This is a genomic window from Streptococcus sp. HMSC065C01 (assembly GCF_001813525.1).
GTDB lineage: Bacteria > Bacillota > Bacilli > Lactobacillales > Streptococcaceae > Streptococcus > Streptococcus parasanguinis_V.
In genome coordinates this window covers 70,952-92,854 of the sequence record NZ_KV812832.1, presented here as the reverse complement: position 1 = coordinate 92,854, position 21,903 = coordinate 70,952, and the positions used below count along the sequence as shown (strand labels likewise).

Annotated in this window: 20 protein-coding genes; 3 read left to right on the top strand and 17 right to left on the bottom strand. The window is 40.3% G+C overall.

What is annotated here, in order from left to right:
• Positions 1-121 precede the first annotated feature (121 nt).
• The 3 genes from hpf to HMPREF2918_RS02100 all read right to left on the bottom strand — a co-directional run bounded on the left by hpf (position 122) and on the right by HMPREF2918_RS02100 (position 2,706).
• Positions 122-664, bottom strand: coding sequence for a ribosome hibernation-promoting factor, HPF/YfiA family (gene hpf / locus HMPREF2918_RS02110; RefSeq protein WP_021154569.1), 543 nt, complete (start codon positions 662-664; stop codon positions 122-124).
• 81 nt (positions 665-745) lie between these two features.
• Positions 746-1,411 (bottom strand): ComF family protein, encoded by a 666-nt coding sequence (locus tag HMPREF2918_RS02105; protein WP_070594460.1) that lies wholly within the window; start codon positions 1,409-1,411, stop codon positions 746-748.
• On the bottom strand, positions 1,408-2,706 hold the full coding sequence (locus HMPREF2918_RS02100) for an ATP-dependent helicase ComFA (RefSeq protein ID WP_070594459.1): 1,299 nt from the start codon (positions 2,704-2,706) through the stop codon (positions 1,408-1,410). The genes HMPREF2918_RS02105 and HMPREF2918_RS02100 overlap by 4 nt, the downstream gene beginning before the upstream one ends.
• A 55-nt stretch (positions 2,707-2,761) precedes the next feature.
• Here HMPREF2918_RS02100 and HMPREF2918_RS02095 point away from each other — a divergent pair, with 55 nt between their 5' ends.
• Both HMPREF2918_RS02095 and cysK read left to right on the top strand, forming a co-directional pair.
• Complete coding sequence (locus tag HMPREF2918_RS02095; RefSeq protein WP_045760278.1) at positions 2,762-3,403, top strand: YigZ family protein; 642 nt, start codon at positions 2,762-2,764, stop codon at positions 3,401-3,403.
• A gap of 123 nt (positions 3,404-3,526) precedes the next feature.
• Positions 3,527-4,450 carry a cysteine synthase A gene (gene cysK, locus HMPREF2918_RS02090; protein ID WP_003004014.1) on the top strand — a complete coding sequence of 308 codons (924 nt, stop codon included), beginning with the start codon at positions 3,527-3,529 and terminating at the stop codon, positions 4,448-4,450.
• A gap of 50 nt (positions 4,451-4,500) precedes the next feature.
• Here the strand turns inward: cysK and HMPREF2918_RS02085 are convergent, their stop codons facing one another.
• The 14 genes from HMPREF2918_RS02085 to HMPREF2918_RS02020 form a co-directional block, all read right to left on the bottom strand.
• Positions 4,501-4,866, bottom strand: a complete 366-nt coding sequence (locus HMPREF2918_RS02085; protein WP_070594458.1) for a S1 RNA-binding domain-containing protein — start codon at positions 4,864-4,866, stop codon at positions 4,501-4,503.
• Position 4,867: 1 nt separating this feature from the next.
• Complete coding sequence (locus HMPREF2918_RS02080) at positions 4,868-6,268, bottom strand: bifunctional Cof-type HAD-IIB family hydrolase/peptidylprolyl isomerase (protein ID WP_070594457.1); 1,401 nt, start codon at positions 6,266-6,268, stop codon at positions 4,868-4,870.
• A 45-nt stretch (positions 6,269-6,313) separates the two neighbouring features.
• Positions 6,314-6,946, bottom strand: a complete 633-nt coding sequence (locus tag HMPREF2918_RS02075; RefSeq protein WP_003004009.1) for a response regulator transcription factor — start codon at positions 6,944-6,946, stop codon at positions 6,314-6,316.
• Positions 6,943-7,959 carry an envelope stress sensor histidine kinase LiaS gene (locus tag HMPREF2918_RS02070; protein WP_070594456.1) on the bottom strand — a complete coding sequence of 339 codons (1,017 nt, stop codon included), beginning with the start codon at positions 7,957-7,959 and terminating at the stop codon, positions 6,943-6,945. The genes HMPREF2918_RS02075 and HMPREF2918_RS02070 overlap by 4 nt, the downstream gene beginning before the upstream one ends.
• Complete coding sequence (gene liaF / locus HMPREF2918_RS02065) at positions 7,956-8,651, bottom strand: cell wall-active antibiotics response protein LiaF (RefSeq protein ID WP_070594455.1); 696 nt, start codon at positions 8,649-8,651, stop codon at positions 7,956-7,958. The genes HMPREF2918_RS02070 and liaF overlap by 4 nt, the downstream gene beginning before the upstream one ends.
• Positions 8,652-8,825: 174 nt before the next feature.
• On the bottom strand, positions 8,826-10,625 hold the full coding sequence (locus tag HMPREF2918_RS02060) for a CAP domain-containing protein (protein ID WP_070589947.1): 1,800 nt from the start codon (positions 10,623-10,625) through the stop codon (positions 8,826-8,828).
• 487 nt (positions 10,626-11,112) lie between these two features.
• A complete protein-coding gene (gene pknB / locus HMPREF2918_RS02055; RefSeq protein ID WP_070594454.1) occupies positions 11,113-12,984 on the bottom strand; it encodes a Stk1 family PASTA domain-containing Ser/Thr kinase in 1,872 nt (623 codons plus the stop codon).
• Positions 12,981-13,721, bottom strand: a complete 741-nt coding sequence (locus HMPREF2918_RS02050) for a Stp1/IreP family PP2C-type Ser/Thr phosphatase (protein ID WP_049486055.1) — start codon at positions 13,719-13,721, stop codon at positions 12,981-12,983. The genes pknB and HMPREF2918_RS02050 overlap by 4 nt, the downstream gene beginning before the upstream one ends.
• A gap of 21 nt (positions 13,722-13,742) precedes the next feature.
• On the bottom strand, positions 13,743-15,056 hold the full coding sequence (gene rsmB / locus HMPREF2918_RS02045; RefSeq protein WP_070594453.1) for a 16S rRNA (cytosine(967)-C(5))-methyltransferase RsmB: 1,314 nt from the start codon (positions 15,054-15,056) through the stop codon (positions 13,743-13,745).
• Positions 15,046-15,981: a methionyl-tRNA formyltransferase gene (gene fmt / locus HMPREF2918_RS02040; RefSeq protein ID WP_070594452.1), complete on the bottom strand. Its 936-nt coding sequence runs from the start codon at positions 15,979-15,981 to the stop codon at positions 15,046-15,048. Before fmt ends, rsmB begins: the two co-directional genes overlap by 11 nt.
• Positions 15,982-15,992: 11 nt before the next feature.
• The gene (locus HMPREF2918_RS02035; protein ID WP_070594451.1) at positions 15,993-18,401 is read right to left on the bottom strand and encodes a primosomal protein N'; all 2,409 of its coding nucleotides are present in this window, start codon (positions 18,399-18,401) and stop codon (positions 15,993-15,995) included.
• Positions 18,402-18,464: 63 nt separating this feature from the next.
• A complete protein-coding gene (gene rpoZ / locus HMPREF2918_RS02030) occupies positions 18,465-18,779 on the bottom strand; it encodes a DNA-directed RNA polymerase subunit omega (RefSeq protein WP_003010339.1) in 315 nt (104 codons plus the stop codon).
• 25 nt (positions 18,780-18,804) lie between these two features.
• Positions 18,805-19,437 carry a guanylate kinase gene (gene gmk / locus HMPREF2918_RS02025; protein ID WP_003003905.1) on the bottom strand — a complete coding sequence of 211 codons (633 nt, stop codon included), beginning with the start codon at positions 19,435-19,437 and terminating at the stop codon, positions 18,805-18,807.
• Between the two features lie 106 nt (positions 19,438-19,543).
• Complete coding sequence (locus tag HMPREF2918_RS02020) at positions 19,544-21,151, bottom strand: ribonuclease Y (protein ID WP_049492366.1); 1,608 nt, start codon at positions 21,149-21,151, stop codon at positions 19,544-19,546.
• Between the two features lie 234 nt (positions 21,152-21,385).
• Here HMPREF2918_RS02020 and HMPREF2918_RS02015 point away from each other — a divergent pair, with 234 nt between their 5' ends.
• The gene (locus tag HMPREF2918_RS02015; protein ID WP_009732333.1) at positions 21,386-21,868 is read left to right on the top strand and encodes an S-ribosylhomocysteine lyase; all 483 of its coding nucleotides are present in this window, start codon (positions 21,386-21,388) and stop codon (positions 21,866-21,868) included.
• Positions 21,869-21,903: the final 35 nt, after the last annotated feature.

Below are 21,903 nucleotides of genomic sequence, written 5' to 3'. Positions count from 1 at the left end.
CCAAAAAATTTTATTTTTTTGAAAGTTTTTTTACTTTTTTGGTTTATATAAAAATATCAGGAGCATAAATGCTCCTGATTTCTCTATAATTTAATTGATGTTTTCAATCTCTTTTTGATCTCTATTCTTTTACTTCCAATAGACCGATGTCTCCATCTTCTCTACGGTAGATCACATTTGTTGTGTTGTCTTCTGCATCACGATAAATGAAGAAGTCGTGTGCTAATAGATCCATTTGAAGGATCGCTTCATCTAAATCCATTGGCTCTAGATCAATTGTTTTTGAGCGAACAACTTTTTCTGTGGTTGCTGCTTCTTCTACAACCGCATCGGTAAACAATTTACCTGCACCAGATTTAACACGATTTTTCTTTTCGATTTTTGTTTTATTCTTACGAATTTGACGTTCAATTTTATCTACAACTAGATCAATTGAACCGTACATATCTTGAGAGACATCTTCTGCACGAAGTGTGATAGATCCAAGCGGAATGGTTACTTCTACTTTTGCGGTCTTTTCACGGTAAACTTTTAAGTTTACTCGAGCGTCTAGCTCTTGATCTGCCTGAAAATATTTTTCAATCTTTTCGAGTTTAGAAACGACATAGTCGCGAATGGCTTCTGTTACTTCTAGGTTTTCACCACGGATACTATATTTAATCATATTAGTACCTACTTTCTAAACATTATGTTTTTATTTATATGTATATTATAACGCTTTCATAAAGTTTTTGCAAATCTTTTTTTACCTTGCGATTGAAAATGTCTTTATTTCTTTCACACCTTTTTCAATTAGTAGGCGCTTCATTAATTCGATTGTTTTGCCCGTTGTGTAGATATCATCGATGATTAGATATTTCTGCTTTTCTGAAATTTCTCCTTTTAATTGAAAGTGCTGAGAGGTTTTTAATCTTTCTTCTCTTGTTTTTTTTGATTGGGCTAAAGTGTCTTCTTTTTGGAAGAGACTGTTGTACTTTATCTCTGCAAAATCTAGTATAGTCGATACTTGATTGAATCCTCTCTCCTGCTTTTTTTCATGGCTGATTGGAGTCGGTATTATCGTATAGCTTTTATATTTTTTCAAGGCTTTTTTGATTTCACATGCAAATACCATTCCTAATAAACGATCTCCTTCAAATTTATATCGCTTGAAATAGTCCTTCATTGCTGCATTATATCTATATAATGCTTCATGTTCGACCATATTCCCCTTTTGTATCCAGTATTCGCAATCTTTACATACTTTCTCCTCCTTATCTTTAAAACATCTAGGACAATGGATTTCGCCAATTTGTTCGAAGTCTTCTTTGCATTCTTTACAAATCCATTCTTCTTGTTGATTCATAAAAATAAGGTCTGTGAAATGTTCACCAGTTTTCAACTCTTTCGTACAAAGTAAACATTCTTTCAAAATCCAGCCTCCTGATTCATTTCCTTTATTTCTTTGATCGCTTTCTTCATTTCTCGTGTTATACCATCTGATAGAAAAAGTAGTTTACCTGTTGGTCTTTCTTTACTTCGACCGACCCTTCCTGAAATTTGTACGAGGGCACTTTTAGTAAATAATTTGTGATTACTTTCTAAAACAAAGACATCTACAAACGGAAAGGTCACTCCTCTTTCTAAAATTGTTGTCGAGACTAGCATGGTTATGGCTTTGTTTCTAAACTCTTCTACTATTCGTAGACGATCTGTAGTCTGTGAGGATACAAAACCTACTGTTTCTTTTGGAAAGTATTTTTTTAAGTTCTCAGTGAATTGTTGTCCTAATTCTATTTCAGATACAAAGATTAACAATGGGTAGTGAGTCTGTCTTTGTTTCTTGATCAGTTGCAATAGTTGGTAAGGGATTCTTCCTTTTTCTATTTTTTCTCTAATTTTCGGCACCCATTTTATTTCAGGGACCACTAGTGGGTTCCCATGAAATCTTCTTGGAAGACTATAACGAATGATTTCTTTTTTCTTGACCTTTTTATCTAACTCATCTGTAGAGGTTGCTGTTAAATATAGGGTATTTCCCTCTTTTTTTATTGCATTCTGAGTTGCTTTATATAAGATTGGATTGTCCACATAGGGAAACGCATCTACTTCATCTATAATAAGGAGATCAAAGGCCTGATAAAACTTTAGCAATTGATGGGTTGTAGCGATCACCAAGGGTGTTCTAAAATAGGGTTCCGATTCTCCATGAAGTAAAGAGATGGGGCAGGAAAAATCTTCCTTCATCCTTCCGTACAGTTCGATACAGACATCGATTCTTGGGGTGGCAATACAGACTGCTTTTCCTGCCTTGATCGCTGTTGCTACAACCTGATACATCATTTCCGTTTTTCCAGCTCCTGTCACAGCATGTACCAAGGCATGTTTTCCCGCCTTAACTGCTTGGATGAGACCTTCGGATACCTCTTGTTGATAGGAAGTCAAGGTTCCCTTCCAGTTTAACACCTCCTGTCCTTCAAAGTCTTGCTGTGCAATAGTATAAAGTTTTTGATCACTCCGGATCCTCCCCAATTGGATACAGGCTCTACAATACAGTACCTCTTCACTCAACTTCCACAGTTTTTGATCAATCAAACTGCCACATCGAAAGCATTGGTACCTTCCATTCTGTTTTTCTATAGCGGGAAGTTCTTGGGCAATTTCTTTTAAATCATTTGTCATTTGACTCTCCGTTAAGAGTCTTCCATAAGATTCTTCTATCTTCATACTTATTAATTCGCAAAAGTTGGAGAAAATCATTCTTTTTTTGTAAAATAAGAATATGGAATATGTTACATTTAAAGAGAACGGCACTGTTCAAGAAGAAATCAAAAAATCAAAATTCATTTGTCATGTCAAGCGAGTCTCCTCTGAAGAGGAAGCTAGAGATTTTATCAATGCCATCAAAAAGGAACACTATAAGGCTACACATAACTGCTCTGCTTTCATCATTGGGGAACAAAGTGACATCAAACGGACCAGTGACGATGGAGAGCCTAGTGGAACCGCTGGGGTACCGATGTTAGGAGTTTTGGAGAATCATCGCATCACTAATAGTTGTGTCGTGGTTACCCGCTATTTCGGAGGTATTAAATTAGGCGCTGGCGGTCTGATTCGTGCTTATGCTGGAAGTGTTGCACAAGCAGTTCGAGAAATTGGACTGGTAGAAATCAAAGAGCAAGTGATTCTTGGGATCACACTTTCTTATTCCCAATACCAAGAGTTTGCTAATTTCTTAAAAGACCATCAATTAGCGGAACAAGATCCGATGTTCACAGATCAGGTGATGACAACTATTTTTGTGGATAAAGAAAACACAAACTCTATCACAGCAGCTTTAGTCGAATTTTACAATGGCAAAGTCATTATTGAGGATCAAGGAATCCGTGAGGTTGAAGTACCCCTACTTTCTGTAGAAAAATAACCAAAGAAGCTATCGGCAACGATAGTTTTTTTTTATCACACCCATAAAATTTCTATATTTTACATTCTTCCCGCAAGGGACTATACTTGTTAGTATCAAGAAAACCTAGAACTGAGGTATATTATGGCTATTTATGAAAATATTACAGAATTGATCGGGAACACTCCGATTGTCAAATTGAACCGTCTTGTTCCTGAAGGAGCTGCAGATGTCTATGTCAAACTCGAAGCCTTCAATCCTGGATCATCTGTTAAAGACCGGATTGCTTTGAGCATGATTGAAAAAGCTGAAGCGGATGGCTTGATCAAACCAGGTGATACCATTGTCGAAGCAACTAGTGGGAACACAGGGATTGGCTTGTCATGGGTCGGCGCAGCTAAAGGCTACAAAGTTGTGATTGTCATGCCTGAAACCATGAGTGTGGAACGTCGTAAAATCATCCAAGCCTATGGAGCTGAACTCGTTTTGACTCCTGGAAGTGAAGGAATGAAAGGCGCTATCGCTAAAGCTGAAGCAATCGCTGCAGAAAGAAATGGCTTCCTTCCTCTTCAATTTGAAAACCCTGCTAACCCAGAGGTACATGAAAGAACAACAGGACAAGAAATCGTTGATGCCTTTGGAAAAGATGGTTTAGATGCTTTTGTCGCAGGTGTTGGTACTGGTGGTACTGTTTCTGGTATTTCTCATACTTTGAAAAAGAATAATCCTGCTGTCAAAGTCTATGCCGTTGAGGCCAATGAATCCGCAGTCCTTTCTGGCGAAAAACCTGGACCACATAAAATCCAAGGGATTTCAGCTGGTTTTATCCCAAATACTTTAGACACTAATGCATATGATGGTGTTCGTCGCGTATCTTCAGAAGAAGCTTTCGAACTTGCACGCGCTATCGGTGGAGCTGAAGGATTCTTAGTCGGTATCTCAAGCGCAGCTGCTATCTATGCTGCTATTGAAGTCGCAAAAGAATTGGGTAGCGGTAAAAAAGTTCTTGCTCTTGCACCAGATAATGGAGAACGTTATCTTTCTACTACCCTTTACGAATTTGAATAATTCTCTATATCAAAAAAACTTCGATAGGTTTCATCAACCTATCGAAGTTTTTATTTCTTTTCTTGTTTGCTAAAGAATACCTTTCCTTCTTTAACCCAGGTCGGCATCTGTTGAGCTAAGGGCGCAAAACCACTCTTGTAGCGGTCATTTGAAAAACGATGGTGTCGAATGCTTCGTTGTGGTGTTTCTTCTAGTGTTCTCAGAGAGAGGCTAGCTTTCTTAGAATATTCATCAACATCGATGACTTGGACAAAGACCTTCTCCCCAATCGACAGAATATCATGAATATTACTTACATAACCACTTCTAATCTCTGAGATATGAATCAAGCCCGTCACACCCGACTCTAGTTCGACAAAGGCGCCGTAAGGTTGAATTCCTGTGATGGTTCCTTCTAACTTATCTCCAATTTTCATATTAGTCCTCAATTTCGATGGTTTCAATCACGACATCTTCTACTGGCTTATCCATCATCCCTGTCTCAACAGCCGCGATCTCATCCAACACAGCAAAAGAAGCTTCATCCATCAATTGACCAAATACTGTATGACGTTGATCTAGGTGAGGAGTTCCCCCTTCTGTCGTATAGATTTCTGCGATTTTTTCAGGCCAGCCACCGCGGACCAATTCCTTTTTCGAATATGGAAGATGTTGATTTTGTACAATAAAGAATTGGCTGCCATTTGTGTTTGGTCCAGCATTTGCCATCGAAAGGGCTCCGCGAATATTGTACAATTCTTTTGAAAACTCGTCTTCGAAGCTCTTCCCATAGATGGATTCACCACCCATACCTGTGCCTGTTGGATCTCCCCCTTGGATCATAAAATCTTTAATAATCCGATGGAAAATGACACCATCATAATAGCCAGACTTAGCAAGAGCTACAAAGTTTGCAACTGTTTTTGGCGCTTGATCCGGGAACAATTGAATGTTCATCTCACCGTGATTGGTTTTGATCACAGCGACAGGACCGTCAACCGTAGCAAGTTCTAACTGTGGTAATGTCAATTCTTTTTCAACCATATTTAACTCCTCTAAGGCATAGAATATGCCATCTTCTTCTAAATTCTTAGTGATATAATCAGCTTTTTCTTGTAACTCTGGAGCAGATTTTCTCATTGCGATACTAATTCCAGCGTAATCAAACAGTTCTAGATCATTTAATCCATCCCCAAATACTAAAACATTCTCTGGCTTCAAGCCCAAATGATTTACAAGATGAGAAACTCCTGAAGCTTTTGAAGCTTCAAAGCGAACAACATCTGATGAATGGGGATGCCACGAAACTAGGCGCAAGTTCTCTTGCAAAGAAGGGGGCAACTCTAGTTCACTATCCTGTTCATCAAAGGTCCACATTTGGAAAATAGGTTCTTTCAAATGCAGATCTGGATCTACTGGTAAGTTTGGATAAATGATGTCAATAGCATCACTGATCAAGGGTGTCCGATTAGACAGGGCAGCTTGATGACTAGCTACTAACCCATAATCAATCTCGGATTCTTTGGCCCAATCCACAAAAGAAGAAACGATTGCTTCATTGATTGGTGATTGGTAGATCACAGTTCCTTTTGTATCTTCTATATAGGCACCGTTTAAGGTTACTAAAAAATCAGGCTTTAAGTCCATGATTTCAGGAACAACCCCAAAAATCCCTCTACCGGTTGCAATCCCTGTTCGGATTCCTTTTTCTTTCAACTGATGAAAGACTTCTTTGACAGATTCTGGAATCAATCCAGTTTCTTTTGCACGTAATGTATCATCAATATCAAAAAAGACGATTTTAACTTTTTTGGCTTTATAACGTAATTTTGCGTCCACTTGTCTCCCCCCTTATGATCATGCTCTATTATAGCATGTTTCCTTTTAAAAATCTTCTTGATTCACCAGATGGTGTCGGAAGGCATAGACGACTGCTTGCGTCCGATCACTGACTTCCAATTTGGATAAGATGTTGGAGACATGGGTCTTCACTGTTTTCAGAGAAATAAAGAGTTCATCTGCTATTCGTTGATTTTCATATCCTTTTGTTAATAGAGCTAGAATATCTCGTTCTCTAGCTGTCAAATCATCATGCAATTCAGCATGGTTCTTTCGTGACTCAACTTTTTGACTAACTTCTGTCTCAATCGCAAATTCTCCCTTTGCAACCTTCCGGACAGCCTGTAAGATCTCAGTTGCTGACGAGGTCTTTAAAATATACCCTTTTGCACCGGCATCTAAGACAGGGTAAATCTTTTCGTTATCTAAATAAGACGTCAAAATGACAATTTTAGCTTCCGGCCACTCTTTTAGGATGGCTAGAGTCGCATCGATTCCATTTAGCTCTGGCATCACAATATCCATGATGATGACGTCTGGTCTTTCTTTCAGCGCCAACTCCACCCCTTCTTGCCCATTTTTCGCCTCTAAGACTTGCTCAATATCGGTTTGCATGGACAAAAAGCTTTTCAATCCCAACCGGACCATTTCATGGTCGTCTACTAATAATACTTTCATACAGTTTCCTTTTCATTTTTATCTTTTACAAGGAGGGGAACGCGAATATCCACAGCCACTCCCTTTTGAGGACTCGTTCTTATTTTAATGGTTCCCGCCATGTCCTCTACACGTTCTTGAATATTTTTCAACCCATAACTCAATCGTTCCAATTTTTCCTGCTCAAAGCCGATTCCATCATCTACCATCCGTAAATGAAGTTGTTTTCCTTCCTGATGCAAAAAGACATCCATTTGTTGAGCTCTAGCGTGTTTCATGGTATTGCTGACAATTTCTTGGACGATCCGAAATAGATGTTCTTCCATTTCTTTTGGAATGCTCACGTCATTATGATGGAAGACAACTGTTAGGTTACTCTTTTCCTTCAATTCTCTAAAAATCATCTCCATACCTTCTACCAAACTTTTTCCTTCCAATTCTGTAGGACGAAGATGTAGGAGCAAGACGCGTAAATCATTTTGGGCTGTACCTAGAATATCTGACACACCATTGAGTTGCTGCTGGATCTGACTTTTCTCTAACTCAAGGGCCTGTGCTGCCACTCCAGATAAAATCATATTGGCTGCAAACAATTCTTGACTAACCGTGTCATGTAGATCACGCGCAATTCTCTTACGCTCGATTTCCACAATTTCTTCCTCATTTCGCATCACACGATTTTCACTTTTTTGTAAATTTTCTTCTAGTCGAAGCAATTTGCTGTCCAATAAATCTAACTGTCGATTCAATTCTTTGGGGGCAATTTCTTTTCGCTGTGAAGCAGTCAGGATAGATTCTACCTTTTGTTGTACTGCATGAACCGTTACAAATTGCGTGATTTTAATAATTAAGACAACCAAAGCCGTCAATGCAAGCGTCAGACTAAAAACCAAAAATAGGAATGATTGAAGCAAGGAAAGATCTGAAAGAAGTTTGCCCCACTGAAAACCAACAAAATGGAAAATGGTATGACAAATGACCGCAACCACCATTAGGGAATAGAAATACAATAGGAGATAGTCTAATTTCTTCATGCGCGAATCACCTCAACATCCCCAACAATACCAACTAACACAATTTTTATAGAACGGTGCGATCTCCGATAATGTGCCGTTTCAATGTCTATGGTTTCATTTCTCATTTTACGGACAGGAAGTTCCAAAAACTTCAGATCTCCATACAGGGTGTTAATTTGTAAATGCAACTCCAAATCAATCGGTAAGATAATTTTTGTATTTCCAAACCCTTTCCGTATGATCACTACATTGTCCCAATTGCAAATGGCTACCTCCTCTAAATGGAGGGTGTCATTCCCAAAAATTCGGATCACATTCAGATCTCGATACCCTCGACTTTGCTTTGAAAAATGTTGTAAATCACCAATCCATCGAGTTTTTTCCTGACGAATTTTCGTATCCTCTTCAACATCAAACACAACTGCTTCATTTTCCTTATACATATAAGGGTAGGCGATCAATAAACCATAAACCACCGCAAATAAAATGGCTGCAATCACAAAAGGATTCAGCATCACGATAAAAAACAAGAGCACACTCAGCGCGATTAATAGAAAATTTGCTTTTTGTTTGCCAAAATAGTAATACAAAAGGAGCAAAAAGAGAACCATCAAGACAACAAATCTGGAAAAATCGATTGATAAAATGGTGATCGCTGCTAATGTTAACAAAACGGCTTCAACGAAAATAAAAATTTGTATTTTCCACATAGTCTACCTCATCTTTTCCTATTTTATCAAATTTTTCCTCATTTGACTTCCGTCTGTGGTTGGATAATACGAAGAGCAAAAAACACCCAAAAGATAGAAATCCTTTGGGTGTCCTTAGTATCGGAATGAATTGTTATTAAATAAGTTCTTTCCAATAACGGTTGTCTAGAGGCATTATTTATACATGAATGCCCAGTAATAGTTACCGTCGCCATTGATGACTGCTGCTACCGCACCTTCTGTGGCATTTGGATCGAGCATTAATTCTCTCAATCCACTGTTATACCATTTCGTTGCGACTGTTGTTGCATTGTCTTCACGGCGAGCTACAAAACCTGTGCTATCGTACTGACGTGAAATAGTATGGGCTTTTGGTAAGGCACGTGAGTTGTAGACATCATCTGACCAAGTCAATTCTTTTAAGCCTTGTGCTTTTCGCAATTCGTTAATCTTAGCAAAGGCTTCTTTCGCTTTATCTAACTCGATATAGTTTGTATTGTCTGTTGCTTCTACACGATAAACGAATTTCACATAGCCAAACTCAACATCTTTGTAGTTCTTGTCATCTACTCCACTCTTCAAGTTAGCGATTAAAACATAGTCTTTAGCCCATGGGTTTTCTTTAGATTGCTCAAAGAGTTCTGGGTCCTCGATTTCCCATTCTACTTTGGCATCCCAGCCAGCATTGTCAATAAATTTAGGATTCATTTTCTTAATGACATAGTCCTTAAATTCATCCACATTCTTAAATGGAAGAGCTTGACCTGCTTTAGCTGTTTCTACAAGGTTTGTAGAGTAGAGCTTCACGCTTGAGTCTCGATCGCTATAGGCATATTCATCATCTTTGGCATCTTCGTGGAATTTTGGATCGATTTCAGGATCTTTCGGATCTGTCATTCCATAAAGTTTCCATTTATCTCCATTCCATTTCCAATAAGCAGAGTAACCAGTTGCTTCCGTATCAGAAGGAACGTAGTAATAGTGAGTCGACCCGTCAAAGTAGTAGTTCTTATCTCGACGCAAAGCTGCTGATCCAGGTTTGCCAGGAGGATAGACTATCTTTGGTGCTCGTCCATTTGGAGCCCATGGAAGATGTTCTAATCCTTCTGCTGGTGTCTCAACGTATGGAGGAATTTGGTTTTCACTAGGCTGATCTGTTGATACCAAACCATCATTTCCAGGCACTTCAGGTTGCACCGGTTCTTCTGGTTTTGGTTCACTTGGATTTTCTGGGGTTGGTGCGAAAGGATCAAACTCTCCATCTGCTCCTACAAATGGAGGATTTTCTGGGAAGATCAAGTTCCCGTGATCTTCTGGTGTAGATGGTTCTGATGGGTTGACTGGTTGATCGGGTTTATCGCTTGGATCTGGCTCGTCGGGTGTTGGAGTTGGATCCGGAGTCGGTGTTGGAGTTGGATCTGGAGTATCAGGATTTTCCGTCGAATTCTTCACAAATACCCATTTACCATTTTTATAGTAGTAATAATCCCCATTATCTAATACATAATAATGGTAGCCATTTTCATATACATAATGAGGGTCATTGGCAAGGTTATTAGTAGAGTTATTCCGATTAGTTAAAGGCTTCCACTCACCATTGCGGTAGATCCGGTAAGTCCCATCACTCATCCGATAATAATGATTGCCATTCCAATAAATGTAGTTTACATCATTTTCCAAGGAATAACCATAGTTCCAACCATTATAGCCATAATAATTATTCCAGCTAGGATAACCATAGTTATAGCCATAATAATAGTTCCAATTTGGATATCCATAGCCATAACTATAGGTCCATGAATTATAGCCATTATAACCGTTCCAATTATTGTAACCATAGTTATAATAGTTTGAACGATAAGGGGAGGTATTCCATCCTCTATTTTCTGCAGCTACTTTTGTTGCTATAAATGCCGGGACAATCATAGCTGTTGCTAAGATTGCTCGACTAACCACTCTATATTTTCTGTCCATTTAAATAATCTCCATTGGGAAAGTATAGGCGAAAGATACATCAACTATGTGCACATATTTCAAAAGTCATTCTACCTCCCTGTTTCTCAGTTCACGATAGTTATCTCCACTAGTTGTCAAGGCCTATTCAACTAGCAGAAAAAAATCTATTCGTTTACCAATTTCCTATCAAAGCAGGTCTGAACGACTTTTTACTCTTTGATCTCCTTTCACGCAGATTATAGCATGTGGGCTAAAACAAAGGCAAATAATTTGATATTCAATCTATTTTCAACTTCAAATCACCTTATGTTTAATTGACTATTTTATTTTACCGGACTTGAAACCCCTTGTTTGTTAAGGAGTTCACATAATCTATTCATCTGTAGAAAAATAGTTTCTTGAAGCGACCTCAAAGTTTTTCCCTCGACAGGGAAATAAAAAAATCACGACATAGCAACAAAAAAATACAAAAAGACTCAGAAATCCATCTGAGTCTTAGACTGATTTATGAATCTCCACCAGTTGCACTACTGCTAGAACTTTCTGTATCTGATCGTTCAACAGAAGATGAACTAGATGTATCTGAACTTGATGATGCTTTCGTACTTGAAGAAGCTGTCACTTTAGGCTCATATACCGTTAAAACAATTCGTGTTCGGTTAATATCCACCGTACTCGAAACTTCTGGAGTTTGACTAACAATTTGACCGGCAGAAACAACTACCCCGTCAGGGAGATGTTCTGTTTTTCTTAATTCGATATTGGCTTCTTTAATACCATAGATCTCAATCAAATTACTTCTAGCAAAATCGTAAGTTGATCCAACATAGTTTGGCATTTCAATTGAAGTCGTTTCTTTCGCTACTTTCAAAACAATCTTTGTTTTTGAATTCAGAGAATATTGCTCTCCTGGAGCTGGGGTTTGTTCAAGAACTGTCCCTGCAGCATAATCGAAGGTCTCAACTTCTTCAATCGTGATCATTTTGCTTGATACTTTATAAGTATTTTTCAGATCTTCCTCTGCTTTAGCTCGTGTTTCTCCTACATAGTTTGGCATTTCAAAACTATTTGGACCTTTTGAAACAATCAAATCAATGCGACTTTGTTCTTTCTTTTGAGCACCTGCATTTGGATTGGTCCGAATGACGTAGCCTTCTGCAACCGAATCACTGTACTCTTCTTTCTCTTCACCGACTTGAAGGTCTTGTCCCTCAATAACCGCTCTAGCTTCGGCAATGGTTTTGCCGGAAACATCTGGAACTGTTTTATTGGCTGGGCTCATATACAACAAGAAAGTAAAGGCTGCAAGAACTAGGGCAATGGCAACAAACAAGACCTTGTAGCGCGCCCGCAAGCGTCTTCTTGGCTTTTTACTTGGTGCCATTGTCTGCTGGTCAGATAATGGTCGATTAGGATCTACCGAACTGATTTCACTGCGTACCTCAGAGATTGGAACAGGAGCCGTCTTTGGAGTTGGACTCACTTTTGGAAGAGTCTTTGTATCAGCTTTCGATTGATCTTCAAAAATCAGTTTTTTCTCATTTCTTCTCTCGTAGGACAAGCAACTTGAAAGGTCCACATACATCTCTGCCACTGATTTATAGCGATCCGTCAGTTTTTTAGCTGTCGCTTTGATCACCACATTTTCTAAAGCTTGTGGAACATTCTTATTCTCTTCCCGAATAGATGGGAGTGGCTTTTGAAAATGCTGCAAAGCAATTGTAACTGCACTATCTCCATCATAAGGAATGTGTCCTGTCAACATCTCATAGAAAATAATCCCCATCGCGTAGATGTCACTTTGCACCGTAGCTTTTGATCCACGCGCCTGCTCAGGGGACAAATAATGAACCGACCCCAACATCGAGTTGGTCTGGGTCAAGCTAGTCTCTGCGAAGGCCACTGCAATCCCAAAGTCTGAAACTTTTGCTGTTCCATCTGGTGTCAAGAGGACATTCTGTGGTTTTAAATCTCTATGGATAATGCCACACGTATGGGCAAGACGCATAGCTAGAAGGATCTGCCCCATCAAACGAACAGCTTCTTCATTTGATAAAGGAGCATTTTCTTTGATATAGCGTTTCAAGTCTAAACCTGCAACATATTCCATTGCAAGGTATTGTTGTCCTTCTTCTTCGCCAATGTCTGTAATCCGAACGATATTTGGATGGTCCAGCTCTGCCATCGCCTTTGCTTCACGCTGAAAACGCGCAACCGCAATGGGATCCGTCTGGTAATTCGTACGCAGTACCTTGACTGCAACTTCTTCCCCATCTAAAATCAAATCACGCGCAAGATAAACATCTGCCATCCCGCCGCGTCCAATTTGTTGGATGATTTTATATCGCCCGGCAAAAATTTTGCCGATTTGAATCATGCTGCGTCCTCCTCAGTAAAGTGGAGCAGTACAACAGTGATATTATCCAAGCCTCCAGCATTATTGGCAAAACGAATCAAGGTTTGAGCTTTTTCTTCCAGTGAAACATCACTCAAGACAATGTCTCTGATTTCATCTGGGCCAATCATATTGGTTAAACCGTCACTATTGATCAAAATATAATCATCTGCTTCAACCGTCACCAAACCATAATCCGGCTCTAACTCATCTTTTTGGCCAATGGACTGAGTGATGATGTTACGTTGAGGATGATGGGCTGCTTCTTCCTCTGTGATTTGACCTGCTCGCAAAAGAGCATTTACAAGAGAATGATCACTGGTCAACTGCTGGTATTCGCCCTGACGAATGAGGCCAATCCGCGAATCTCCAACATGGGCATAAATCACTTGTCCTTCTACAAAAGCCAAAGCTTCCAGTGTCGTTCCCATTCCTTTGTGCTCATCATCTTGCCCAGCTAAATGGATCCGACGGTTCACAGCTTCTAAATGTTCTGCAAACCATTCCCGTACTTGATTAACCGTCTCGATCTCAGAAGAAACCCAAGCCGCACCTAGGTCTGTGACTGCCATTTCACTAGCAATATTTCCGGCACGGTGTCCTCCCATACCATCAGCAAGAAAAACCATCGGTTTTCCTGCCTTGTTTGTATATTGATTTGCATAGTCTTGGTTATTTGTCCGTCTTTGACCTACATCGGTTAAGATCGTCATATCCATACTGTCAGTTTCCTCCTGATATTATGAGATTCTCTTAAAACGACTGATAAAGAAGCCGTCGCTTCCATATAATTCGGGTGTAATAAGGATACAATCATTTTTAAGAATATCTTTTCTTTCGTGATCCAATGGGACTTGTTCGAAATTTGGATGGTTTTTCAAAAATTGGTCCACCACTTCAAAATTCTCTTTGCCCATAATTGTACACGTACTGTACACTATTATACCACCTTTACGCACACTTTGACAAACACTATCCAGGATTGCCAATTGAATAGCTTGTAAAGATACAAAATCTGCACTCTCTTTATTGTACTTGATATCAGGCTTTCTCCGTATCAAACCAATCCCTGAACAAGGCGCATCCACCAAAATTTTATCGAAAGCATCAGGTCCAAATGTTTCAAAGACTTTTGTCGCATCTAACTTCTTTGTCAAAATTTTGTCCGCAACATGGAGCCGATTAGCATTTTCTTGAATCAATTTGAGCTTATGGTCATAGAGATCCAAGGCTGTGACTTTCCCAGTTGTGAGATAAGAAGCCAGGTGGGTCGTCTTTCCACCTGGCGCCGCACAGGCATCTAAAACCCACTCATCTCCTTGCAAATCTAAAGCTGGTGCCACCAATTGGCTGGACTCGTCTTGAATAGTAATGCGCCCTTCTTTAAACAAGGAATGCGCCGCAAAATGTCCCTGCTCTTTCACGAGAGCGGACGAAGCAAGTAGAGAGGAGGTTGCTTCGAGCAACTGAGCCAACTCTTCTTTTTCGTCCAGATCAATCACACGAATACTGGATTTATTACGCTGATAGAGACTCTTAAAAATAGCGCAAGCACGTTCTTCACCGTATTCTTCGATCAATGCTTTGACCAACCATACTGGTAGGGAATACTCTACCGAATAACGTTTGTTCTTTCGCTTGATCGTATCAATAGCTGGTAGTCCCTCGCGGAGGAGCTTTCTAAGAATAGCATTGACAAACTTCTCACTGCCTTCTTTACGGCGTTTTGCTATCCGGACAGCTTCATTGACGACGGCATGATCAGGAATGCGGTCCAAATAGACAAATTGATACAAACTCATCATCAAAAGATAATAGAGCCAAGTATCTAATTTCGTCCGGTCTTCAATCACGTGGGCGAGATACCATTCGAGTGTTATCTTCCGTGCGACAGTACCGTAAACAACTTCCGTAACAAAGCTTCTATCTTTATCTGAAAGATGAGAATGTTCCAGCGCTTGATTTAGGGCAATATTAGAATAAGCTCCCTGTTCAAAAACCTCTTCTAACACTCGAACGATCTGTTCACGCGCATTCATTTGTTTAACTTCCAAAGTGATCTCCTACTTTCAATTGACGACCCGCGCCATTCAAAAAGTCTGTGATGGACATTTTAGGTTTTCCTGCTGGCTGCACAACTTTAAGGGACAGTGCACCTTCTCCAGCAGCTACCAGCAACTCTTTTTTGGTCAAAGCAATCACTTCTCCTGGATTTCCATTTCCTTCGCATAGCTCTGCTTCATAAACTTTAAAGCGCTGACCATTTAATAACGTATGAGCAACTGGCCAAGGATTCATCCCCCGGATCTGGTTAAAGACTTGGCGATTGGTTTTGGTCCAGTCCAAAACCTCTTCTTCCGGTAAAATATTTGGTGAAAATGTGACCAAACTTGGATCTTGTGGACTTGGCTTGATCTCTCCTGCCAGGTAAGCTGGCAAAGTATCTAGGAGTAAGTCACGTCCAAGGACTGCCAATTTTTCAAACAAAGTTCCCACATTGTCCTCATCTAAAATTGGGAGAGAACGAGCTGCAATCATGTCTCCGGCATCCATTTCCTTGACCATTTCCATAATCGTAACGCCTGCTTCTTCATCACCATTGATCAGGGCATAGTGAATGGGAGCACCACCTCTATATTTAGGCAACAAAGACGCGTGGACATTCACCGCAAATTGGAAGTTCTCCAACAATTTTGTCGGTAAAAATTGTCCAAAAGCAGCGGTCACAATTCCATCTGCATCTAGTGATAAGAGCGTTTCCATTTCTGGACTACCCGATAATTTCTCTGGCTGAAGAACCGGTAGTTGATGGTCCAAAGCTACCTGCTTCACCGGGGTCATTCGAATCTCTTTTTTGCGACCTACTTTGCGGTCTGGTTGCGTCACAACCGCCAGAATTTCATAGCGCGAATCTGCTAACAATCCCTTTAAAACCGTCGCTGAAAAATCAGGCGTTCCCATAAAAATTAATTTTGTCATTTCTTTCTTCCTTACATAAAACTTTGAGGTTCATTATCAATACTGACACGTAGATCTTGGTTGCCTCTTTCTTGCGTAAATTCTAAGATTTGGTTCAAGACCTGTGTCATGCCTTCTTCAAAACGATATTTCACAATGATTTGATAATGATACAAATTATGTGTGCGTGCAATTGGTTTAGGTGTTGGTCCTAAGATTTGGACCTGATCAGATAAGCCAGATCGGAGAATTTCCATGACCTGATGTGACTTCTCCATCACAATTTCCTCACTCTTATGGGATAGGGTTAACCCAACTGTGAAGTAATAAGGCGTATAGCCTAACTGCCGACGAATCTGCATTTCATAAGCAAAAAAGCCTTCATAATCTTGGTCTTTGGCAAATCGAATCGCATAGTGGTTGGGGTTGTAGCTCTGAATGATAACCTCTCCTTCTTTCTCTGCTCGTCCGGCCCTACCTGCCACCTGAGTCAAGAGTTGAAAAGTTCGCTCTGAGGATCGATAATCCGGTAAATTTAAAGAAGTATCCGCATTCAAGACACCCACTAAGGTCACATTTGGAAAATCCAAGCCCTTCGCAATCATTTGCGTCCCTAACAAAATATCCGCTTCTCCATTCCCGAAAGCATCTAATATCGCTGCGTGGCTCCCTTTTTTTCGAGTGGTATCCACATCCATGCGCAGAATTTTAGCTTCAGGAAAGATCTCTTGTAATTCATCATAGGCTTTTTGTGTTCCTGTCCCGTAATAACGAATGGAAGGACTTTGGCAATTTGGACATTGTCGAGGAATCGCTTTGCTATAGCCACAATAATGACAGTTCATGGTTTTAGTATCCATGTGGAGGGTCAGTGAGATATCACAATTGGGACAAGTATCTACAGTTCCACACTCGCGACACATGACAAAGCTGGAATAACCACGGCGGTTCAACATCAAGACAACCTGCTCTTTTTTCTGCAAGCGATCAGCAATAGCTTCCACTAGAACCGGAGTGAAGTTACCAGCTTCATTTTGGCCAATATAATCACGAAAATCAACGACTTTAACTTCTGGAATTTTGGCTGCCGGATTGGCCCGCTGGGTTAGACGAATTAATTCATAAACCCCTTTTGTTGCACGAGCCCGTGATTCTAAACTTGGTGTAGCAGATCCAAGAAGCAAGACTGCTTGATTGTACTGAGCCCTTAGGACTGCGACCTCCCTTGCGTGGTAGCGTGGGTTACTATCTTGTTTGTAGGAAGCCTCATGCTCCTCATCAATGATGATGGCTCCGATGTTTTTTAAAGGAGCAAAGATGGCTGAGCGTGCTCCAACGACTACCTTGGCCTCCCCACGTTCAACTTTTCGCCATTGATCATACTTCTCACCATTTGATAAGCCCGAGTGCAGAATAGCTACTTCCTGGCCAAAACGCGAGATAAAACGATCCGTCATCTGTGGCGTCAGGGAAATCTCAGGAACCAACATAATAGCCGCTTTCCCCTTATTTAGAACTTCTTGAATAATCTGCAGATAAACTTCTGTTTTCCCACTTCCAGTCACACCTTCTAATAAAAAAGGCTTTGATGTTTTCCCAATTTGAGAAACTACTGTTTCGACAGCTTTTGCTTGCTCTGAATTTAAAAGCAGAGCCTGGGTCTGTTCTTTGCCTTCATAATATGCAGCCGCCCGATTCACTTCTCGTTCTGTTATTTCTAAAGCACCCTGATCAATAAAATAAGCCACTACTTCTCGTGAAAAATCCTGATACAATCCTGCTAAGGGTTGCTCCCCTTGCTCTAGTAACAGGCGCTCTTTCAATGCTAGCCTTTTTTTAGCTCTCGCTGATGGTTGAAGTTCTTTTAATCCTTCCTGGTTAACGCGATACCATTTTTCTGTTTTAATTTGTTTCTTATCCTTGGCCTTGTATTCAAGTACTAAATCTCCTTTTCTAACTAACCGCATCACTTGGGCTTGATCGGATGCATCTAGAGAAGAAAAAGAAACTTCATTTTTTTCACCAAAAAGTTTCACTTTGAGAGTGGGATCTAAAGAAGGTTGAGGATACAAAATCTTATCATAACTCGAATTGAGGAGAGAAGGAAGCATGGTTTTTAAAATCGTAATCTTATAAGAAAAAACACTTTTTCGTAATTGATCTGCCAACCAGAACTGCTCTTGATTTAAGACCGGAGTGTAATCCAAGACCTCCACAATCGCTTTTAATTCCTCGCTTGTGTCGGCCTCTTCTAAAACATCTACCACAATCCCTTGAATGAGGCGATTCCCTTTACCAAAGGGGACATGAACTCGCATACCTGCCTCCACCATATCCTCAAATTCTGATGGAATCTGATAAGAATAGGGTTTATCTGTCTGCATCAATGGGACATCTACGATGACTTTTGCTATCACTTTTTCACCTCCAGCCTCTATCATATGAGCTTTACTTTATCACGGAACCCTTTAAATAGCAAAAAATAAGATTGAGAAGCCCCAACCTTAAATTTTTTCACCATCTTCTTTTTCTTTGGCAATTTGTTCCTTAATTTTGCGCTCTTCTTCTTCTTTGCGAATCCGCTCTGCTTCAATCCGACGACGAAGCGCTTCACGTTTTGCTTCTGGATCCGGGTGAACAACTACGTTTCCAGACTCGATTTCTTCAAGCGCTTGTAATGTTGATTTAACTGATTGGAATTCTTGAGTTGGTACTGCACCACTTTCCAATTCGTGGGCCCGTTTTGCCTCAAGAATGACCAATGAATATTTTGATGGTACTTTGTCAAGCAATGTATCAATAGAAGGTTTTAACATCATATTCCTATACCTAATTTCTAATTATTTATCTCTTCACAATAGTTTGTGTTTTTGGTAACATATCCAGATAATGGCCAATGACACGGTCTACACGGAAATGCTCTGCTTCGATCACACGTTTGACACGCTCAGCAGCAAGAGGAACTTCATCGTTCACAATGGCGTAGTCATATTCACGCATCATGGCGATTTCTTCTTTTGCTTTTTCAATCCGTTGCGCAATAACTTCTGCACTATCTGTCCCGCGACCCACTAATCGATCTTGCAATTCATCCAAATCAGGCGGAGTTAAGAAAATAAAAACTGCATCTGGAACTTTCTTCTTTACTTGAAGGGCACCCTGAACTTCAATTTCAAGGAATACATCGATTCCCTTGTCCAAGGTTTCATTCACATAGGTTAAAGGAGTCCCATAGTAATTTCCAACGTACTCAGCGTACTCCAACATTTGCCCTTGACGGATCAAATCTTCAAATTCTTCACGTGTACGGAAAAAATAGTCGACACCATCCACTTCACCTGGACGTTGTGCACGCGTCGTCATCGATACAGAATACTGAAACTGATTGTCCGAGTTTTCAAAAATTTCTCGTCTGACCGTTCCTTTTCCAACCCCCGAAGGGCCAGAAAATACGATTAATAAGCCACGATCCGCCATGATTTCTCCTTCAATGTCTTTCTATCTAGTGTAACAAAAATCGGCCTAATTTTCAACTGATTTTTTCATTCAAAAAGCTTGAGATGCTAGATCTCAAGCTTTTTGTTTATTTTGCGTAATCGACTGCACGCAATTCTCGAATAACGGTAACCTTAATGTTTCCAGGATATTCAAGATTGGACTCGATCTTCTCACGAATATCATGAGCCAAGATCGTCACTTTATCATCCTTGATTGCCTCAGGGCTAACCATAATACGGATTTCACGACCCGCTTGAAGGGCGAAACTTGTCTTAACTCCTTCAAAACTATTTGCAATTTCTTCAAGATCTTGCAAGCGTTTGATGTAGCTTTCAAGTGACTCACTTCGTGCTCCAGGCCGAGCTGCACTCAAGGCATCCGCTGCAGCGACAATGACTGCGATGACACTTTCTGGTTCCACGTCACCATGGTGACTGGCAATGGTATTGACCACCACTGGGTGTTCCTTGTACTTCCGTGCCAATTCAGTTCCAATCTCGACGTGACTTCCTTCCACTTCACGGTCAATTGCTTTACCGATATCATGTAAGAATCCTGCACGTCGTGCCAAAGTAGCATTTTCACCCAACTCGCTGGCAATAATACCAGAAAGTTTGGCAACTTCAATGGAGTGACGCAAAACGTTTTGACCATAAGAAGTACGGAATTGCAACCGTCCCATGATTTTCATCAAATCTGGATGGAGGTTTGGCGCACCAATTTCATAGGCAGCTGCCTCACCGTATTCACGAATACGATTGTCAATTTCCTGACGGTTCTTCTCAACCAGCTCTTCGATGCGGGCTGGATGGATCCGACCATCTTTGAGAAGGCTCTCCATTGTCATGCGGGCGATTTCACGACGAATCGGATCAAACCCTGACAAGGTCACCACTTCAGGCGTATCATCAATAATCACATCGACACCTGTCAAGCTCTCAAAGGTACGAATGTTGCGACCTTCACGACCGATAATCCGCCCCTTCATACTATCGTCCGGCAAATGAACGGTTGAGTTTGTTTGCTCAGCAACAAAATCACCCGCCATTCGCTGCATGGCTTGCACGAGAATGTCTTTTGCGATTTTATCAGAACGTTCTTTCACTTCCAATTCAGCATCACGAATCCGTGAGGCAATTTCTTTTGAAAGTTGCTCTTCCGTCTGACTCAAAATAATGTCACGCGCTTCTCCTTGACTTAGAGCAGCGACACGTTCCAGTTCTTCTACTTTCTTGTGTTCAAGCTCTTCCAGCTGTTGTTCACGCGCATCAATGTGTTTAGTTCTATCTGTAAGACTTTGCTCTTTGTGTTCAAGAGACTGTTCTTTGCTTGTTAAAATGTCGTCTTTACGATCAAGATTGCTAGCACGTTCTGCCAAACGGCTTTCTAATTGCTTCAATTCTTGTCGTTCTGACTTAAACTCAGCATCGACCTCTTCACGATATTTTCTGGCTTCTTCCTTTGCCTCCAAAAGTGCTTCTTTTTTAAGTGAACTTGACTCATGCTTCGCCTCTTTTAAAATCAAATCGGCTTCGCGTTCAGCCTGTCCACGTAAATTCGTTGCTTCTTGTTCAGCATTCAAAAGGGTGAGTTCCGCAGCTTCTTTTGAAGCTTTCATTTTAAGAGCAGTTCCCACATATCCAATGACTAAACCAATGACCGCGGCAAAAACACCTGTAATTACAAAATTCATGCTTTTACCCCAAATCTATTTAATTAGTTGAATTAAAAATTCTTTTACATTTTACCATAAATTACTAAAATTAACAATCTAAAAAAACAGGAAAAACCTTTTATATTTTTGCTTAACCCTTGTTCTTTTATCCACGTTTCTTTCATGGAACATCTGTGAGGAATTCATTTATTTCCACTTTGTTGAATCTGCTTTTTTATGCTATAATCAAGAAAAACAAAGAAGGATTTGAGTATGACAAAAGAAGTAATTGTTGAAAGTTTTGAATTGGACCACACAGCTGTAAAGGCTCCCTATGTACGCTTGATTGGTGAGGAAACTGGACCCAAAGGAGATATCATCTCTAACTTTGATATTCGCCTGGTGCAACCCAATGAAAATGCGATTCCAACGGCAGGGCTCCACACCATCGAGCACCTTCTTGCAATGCTTATTCGCAAACGCATCGATGGAATGATTGATTGTTCCCCATTTGGATGTCGCACCGGTTTTCATATGATCATGTGGGGACAGCATTCAAGTACGGAAATTGCTAAAGTGATTAAAGATTCTCTAGAAGAAATTGCTTCTATCAGCACTTGGGAGGATGTCCCAGGCACAACCATTGAGTCTTGCGGAAATTACAAGGATCACAGCCTCTTCTCAGCCAAAGAATGGTGTCGCTTGATTCTAGATCAAGGAATCTCAGATGATCCATTTGAACGTCATCTTGTTTAATACGAAAAAGAGGCTGGGACAAAAGTCCTAGCCTC

What these genes read in the sequence shown, in the direction of transcription:
- hpf (WP_021154569.1), bottom strand. Translation starts at nt 664, where the DNA reads ATGATTAAATATAGTATCCGTGGTGAAAACCTAGAAGTAACAGAAGCC.
- HMPREF2918_RS02100 (WP_070594459.1), bottom strand. Translation starts at nt 2,706, where the DNA reads ATGAAGATAGAAGAATCTTATGGAAGACTCTTAACGGAGAGTCAAATG.
- HMPREF2918_RS02095 (WP_045760278.1), top strand. Translation starts at nt 2,762, where the DNA reads ATGGAATATGTTACATTTAAAGAGAACGGCACTGTTCAAGAAGAAATC.
- cysK (WP_003004014.1), top strand. Translation starts at nt 3,527, where the DNA reads ATGGCTATTTATGAAAATATTACAGAATTGATCGGGAACACTCCGATT.
- HMPREF2918_RS02085 (WP_070594458.1), bottom strand. Translation starts at nt 4,866, where the DNA reads ATGAAAATTGGAGATAAGTTAGAAGGAACCATCACAGGAATTCAACCT.
- HMPREF2918_RS02075 (WP_003004009.1), bottom strand. Translation starts at nt 6,946, where the DNA reads ATGAAAGTATTATTAGTAGACGACCATGAAATGGTCCGGTTGGGATTG.
- HMPREF2918_RS02070 (WP_070594456.1), bottom strand. Translation starts at nt 7,959, where the DNA reads ATGAAGAAATTAGACTATCTCCTATTGTATTTCTATTCCCTAATGGTG.
- liaF (WP_070594455.1), bottom strand. Translation starts at nt 8,651, where the DNA reads ATGTGGAAAATACAAATTTTTATTTTCGTTGAAGCCGTTTTGTTAACA.
- HMPREF2918_RS02060 (WP_070589947.1), bottom strand. Translation starts at nt 10,625, where the DNA reads ATGGACAGAAAATATAGAGTGGTTAGTCGAGCAATCTTAGCAACAGCT.
- pknB (WP_070594454.1), bottom strand. Translation starts at nt 12,984, where the DNA reads ATGATTCAAATCGGCAAAATTTTTGCCGGGCGATATAAAATCATCCAA.
- HMPREF2918_RS02050 (WP_049486055.1), bottom strand. Translation starts at nt 13,721, where the DNA reads ATGGATATGACGATCTTAACCGATGTAGGTCAAAGACGGACAAATAAC.
- fmt (WP_070594452.1), bottom strand. Translation starts at nt 15,981, where the DNA reads ATGACAAAATTAATTTTTATGGGAACGCCTGATTTTTCAGCGACGGTT.
- HMPREF2918_RS02035 (WP_070594451.1), bottom strand. Translation starts at nt 18,401, where the DNA reads ATGATAGAGGCTGGAGGTGAAAAAGTGATAGCAAAAGTCATCGTAGAT.
- rpoZ (WP_003010339.1), bottom strand. Translation starts at nt 18,779, where the DNA reads ATGATGTTAAAACCTTCTATTGATACATTGCTTGACAAAGTACCATCA.
- gmk (WP_003003905.1), bottom strand. Translation starts at nt 19,437, where the DNA reads ATGGCGGATCGTGGCTTATTAATCGTATTTTCTGGCCCTTCGGGGGTT.
- HMPREF2918_RS02020 (WP_049492366.1), bottom strand. Translation starts at nt 21,151, where the DNA reads ATGAATTTTGTAATTACAGGTGTTTTTGCCGCGGTCATTGGTTTAGTC.
- HMPREF2918_RS02015 (WP_009732333.1), top strand. Translation starts at nt 21,386, where the DNA reads ATGACAAAAGAAGTAATTGTTGAAAGTTTTGAATTGGACCACACAGCT.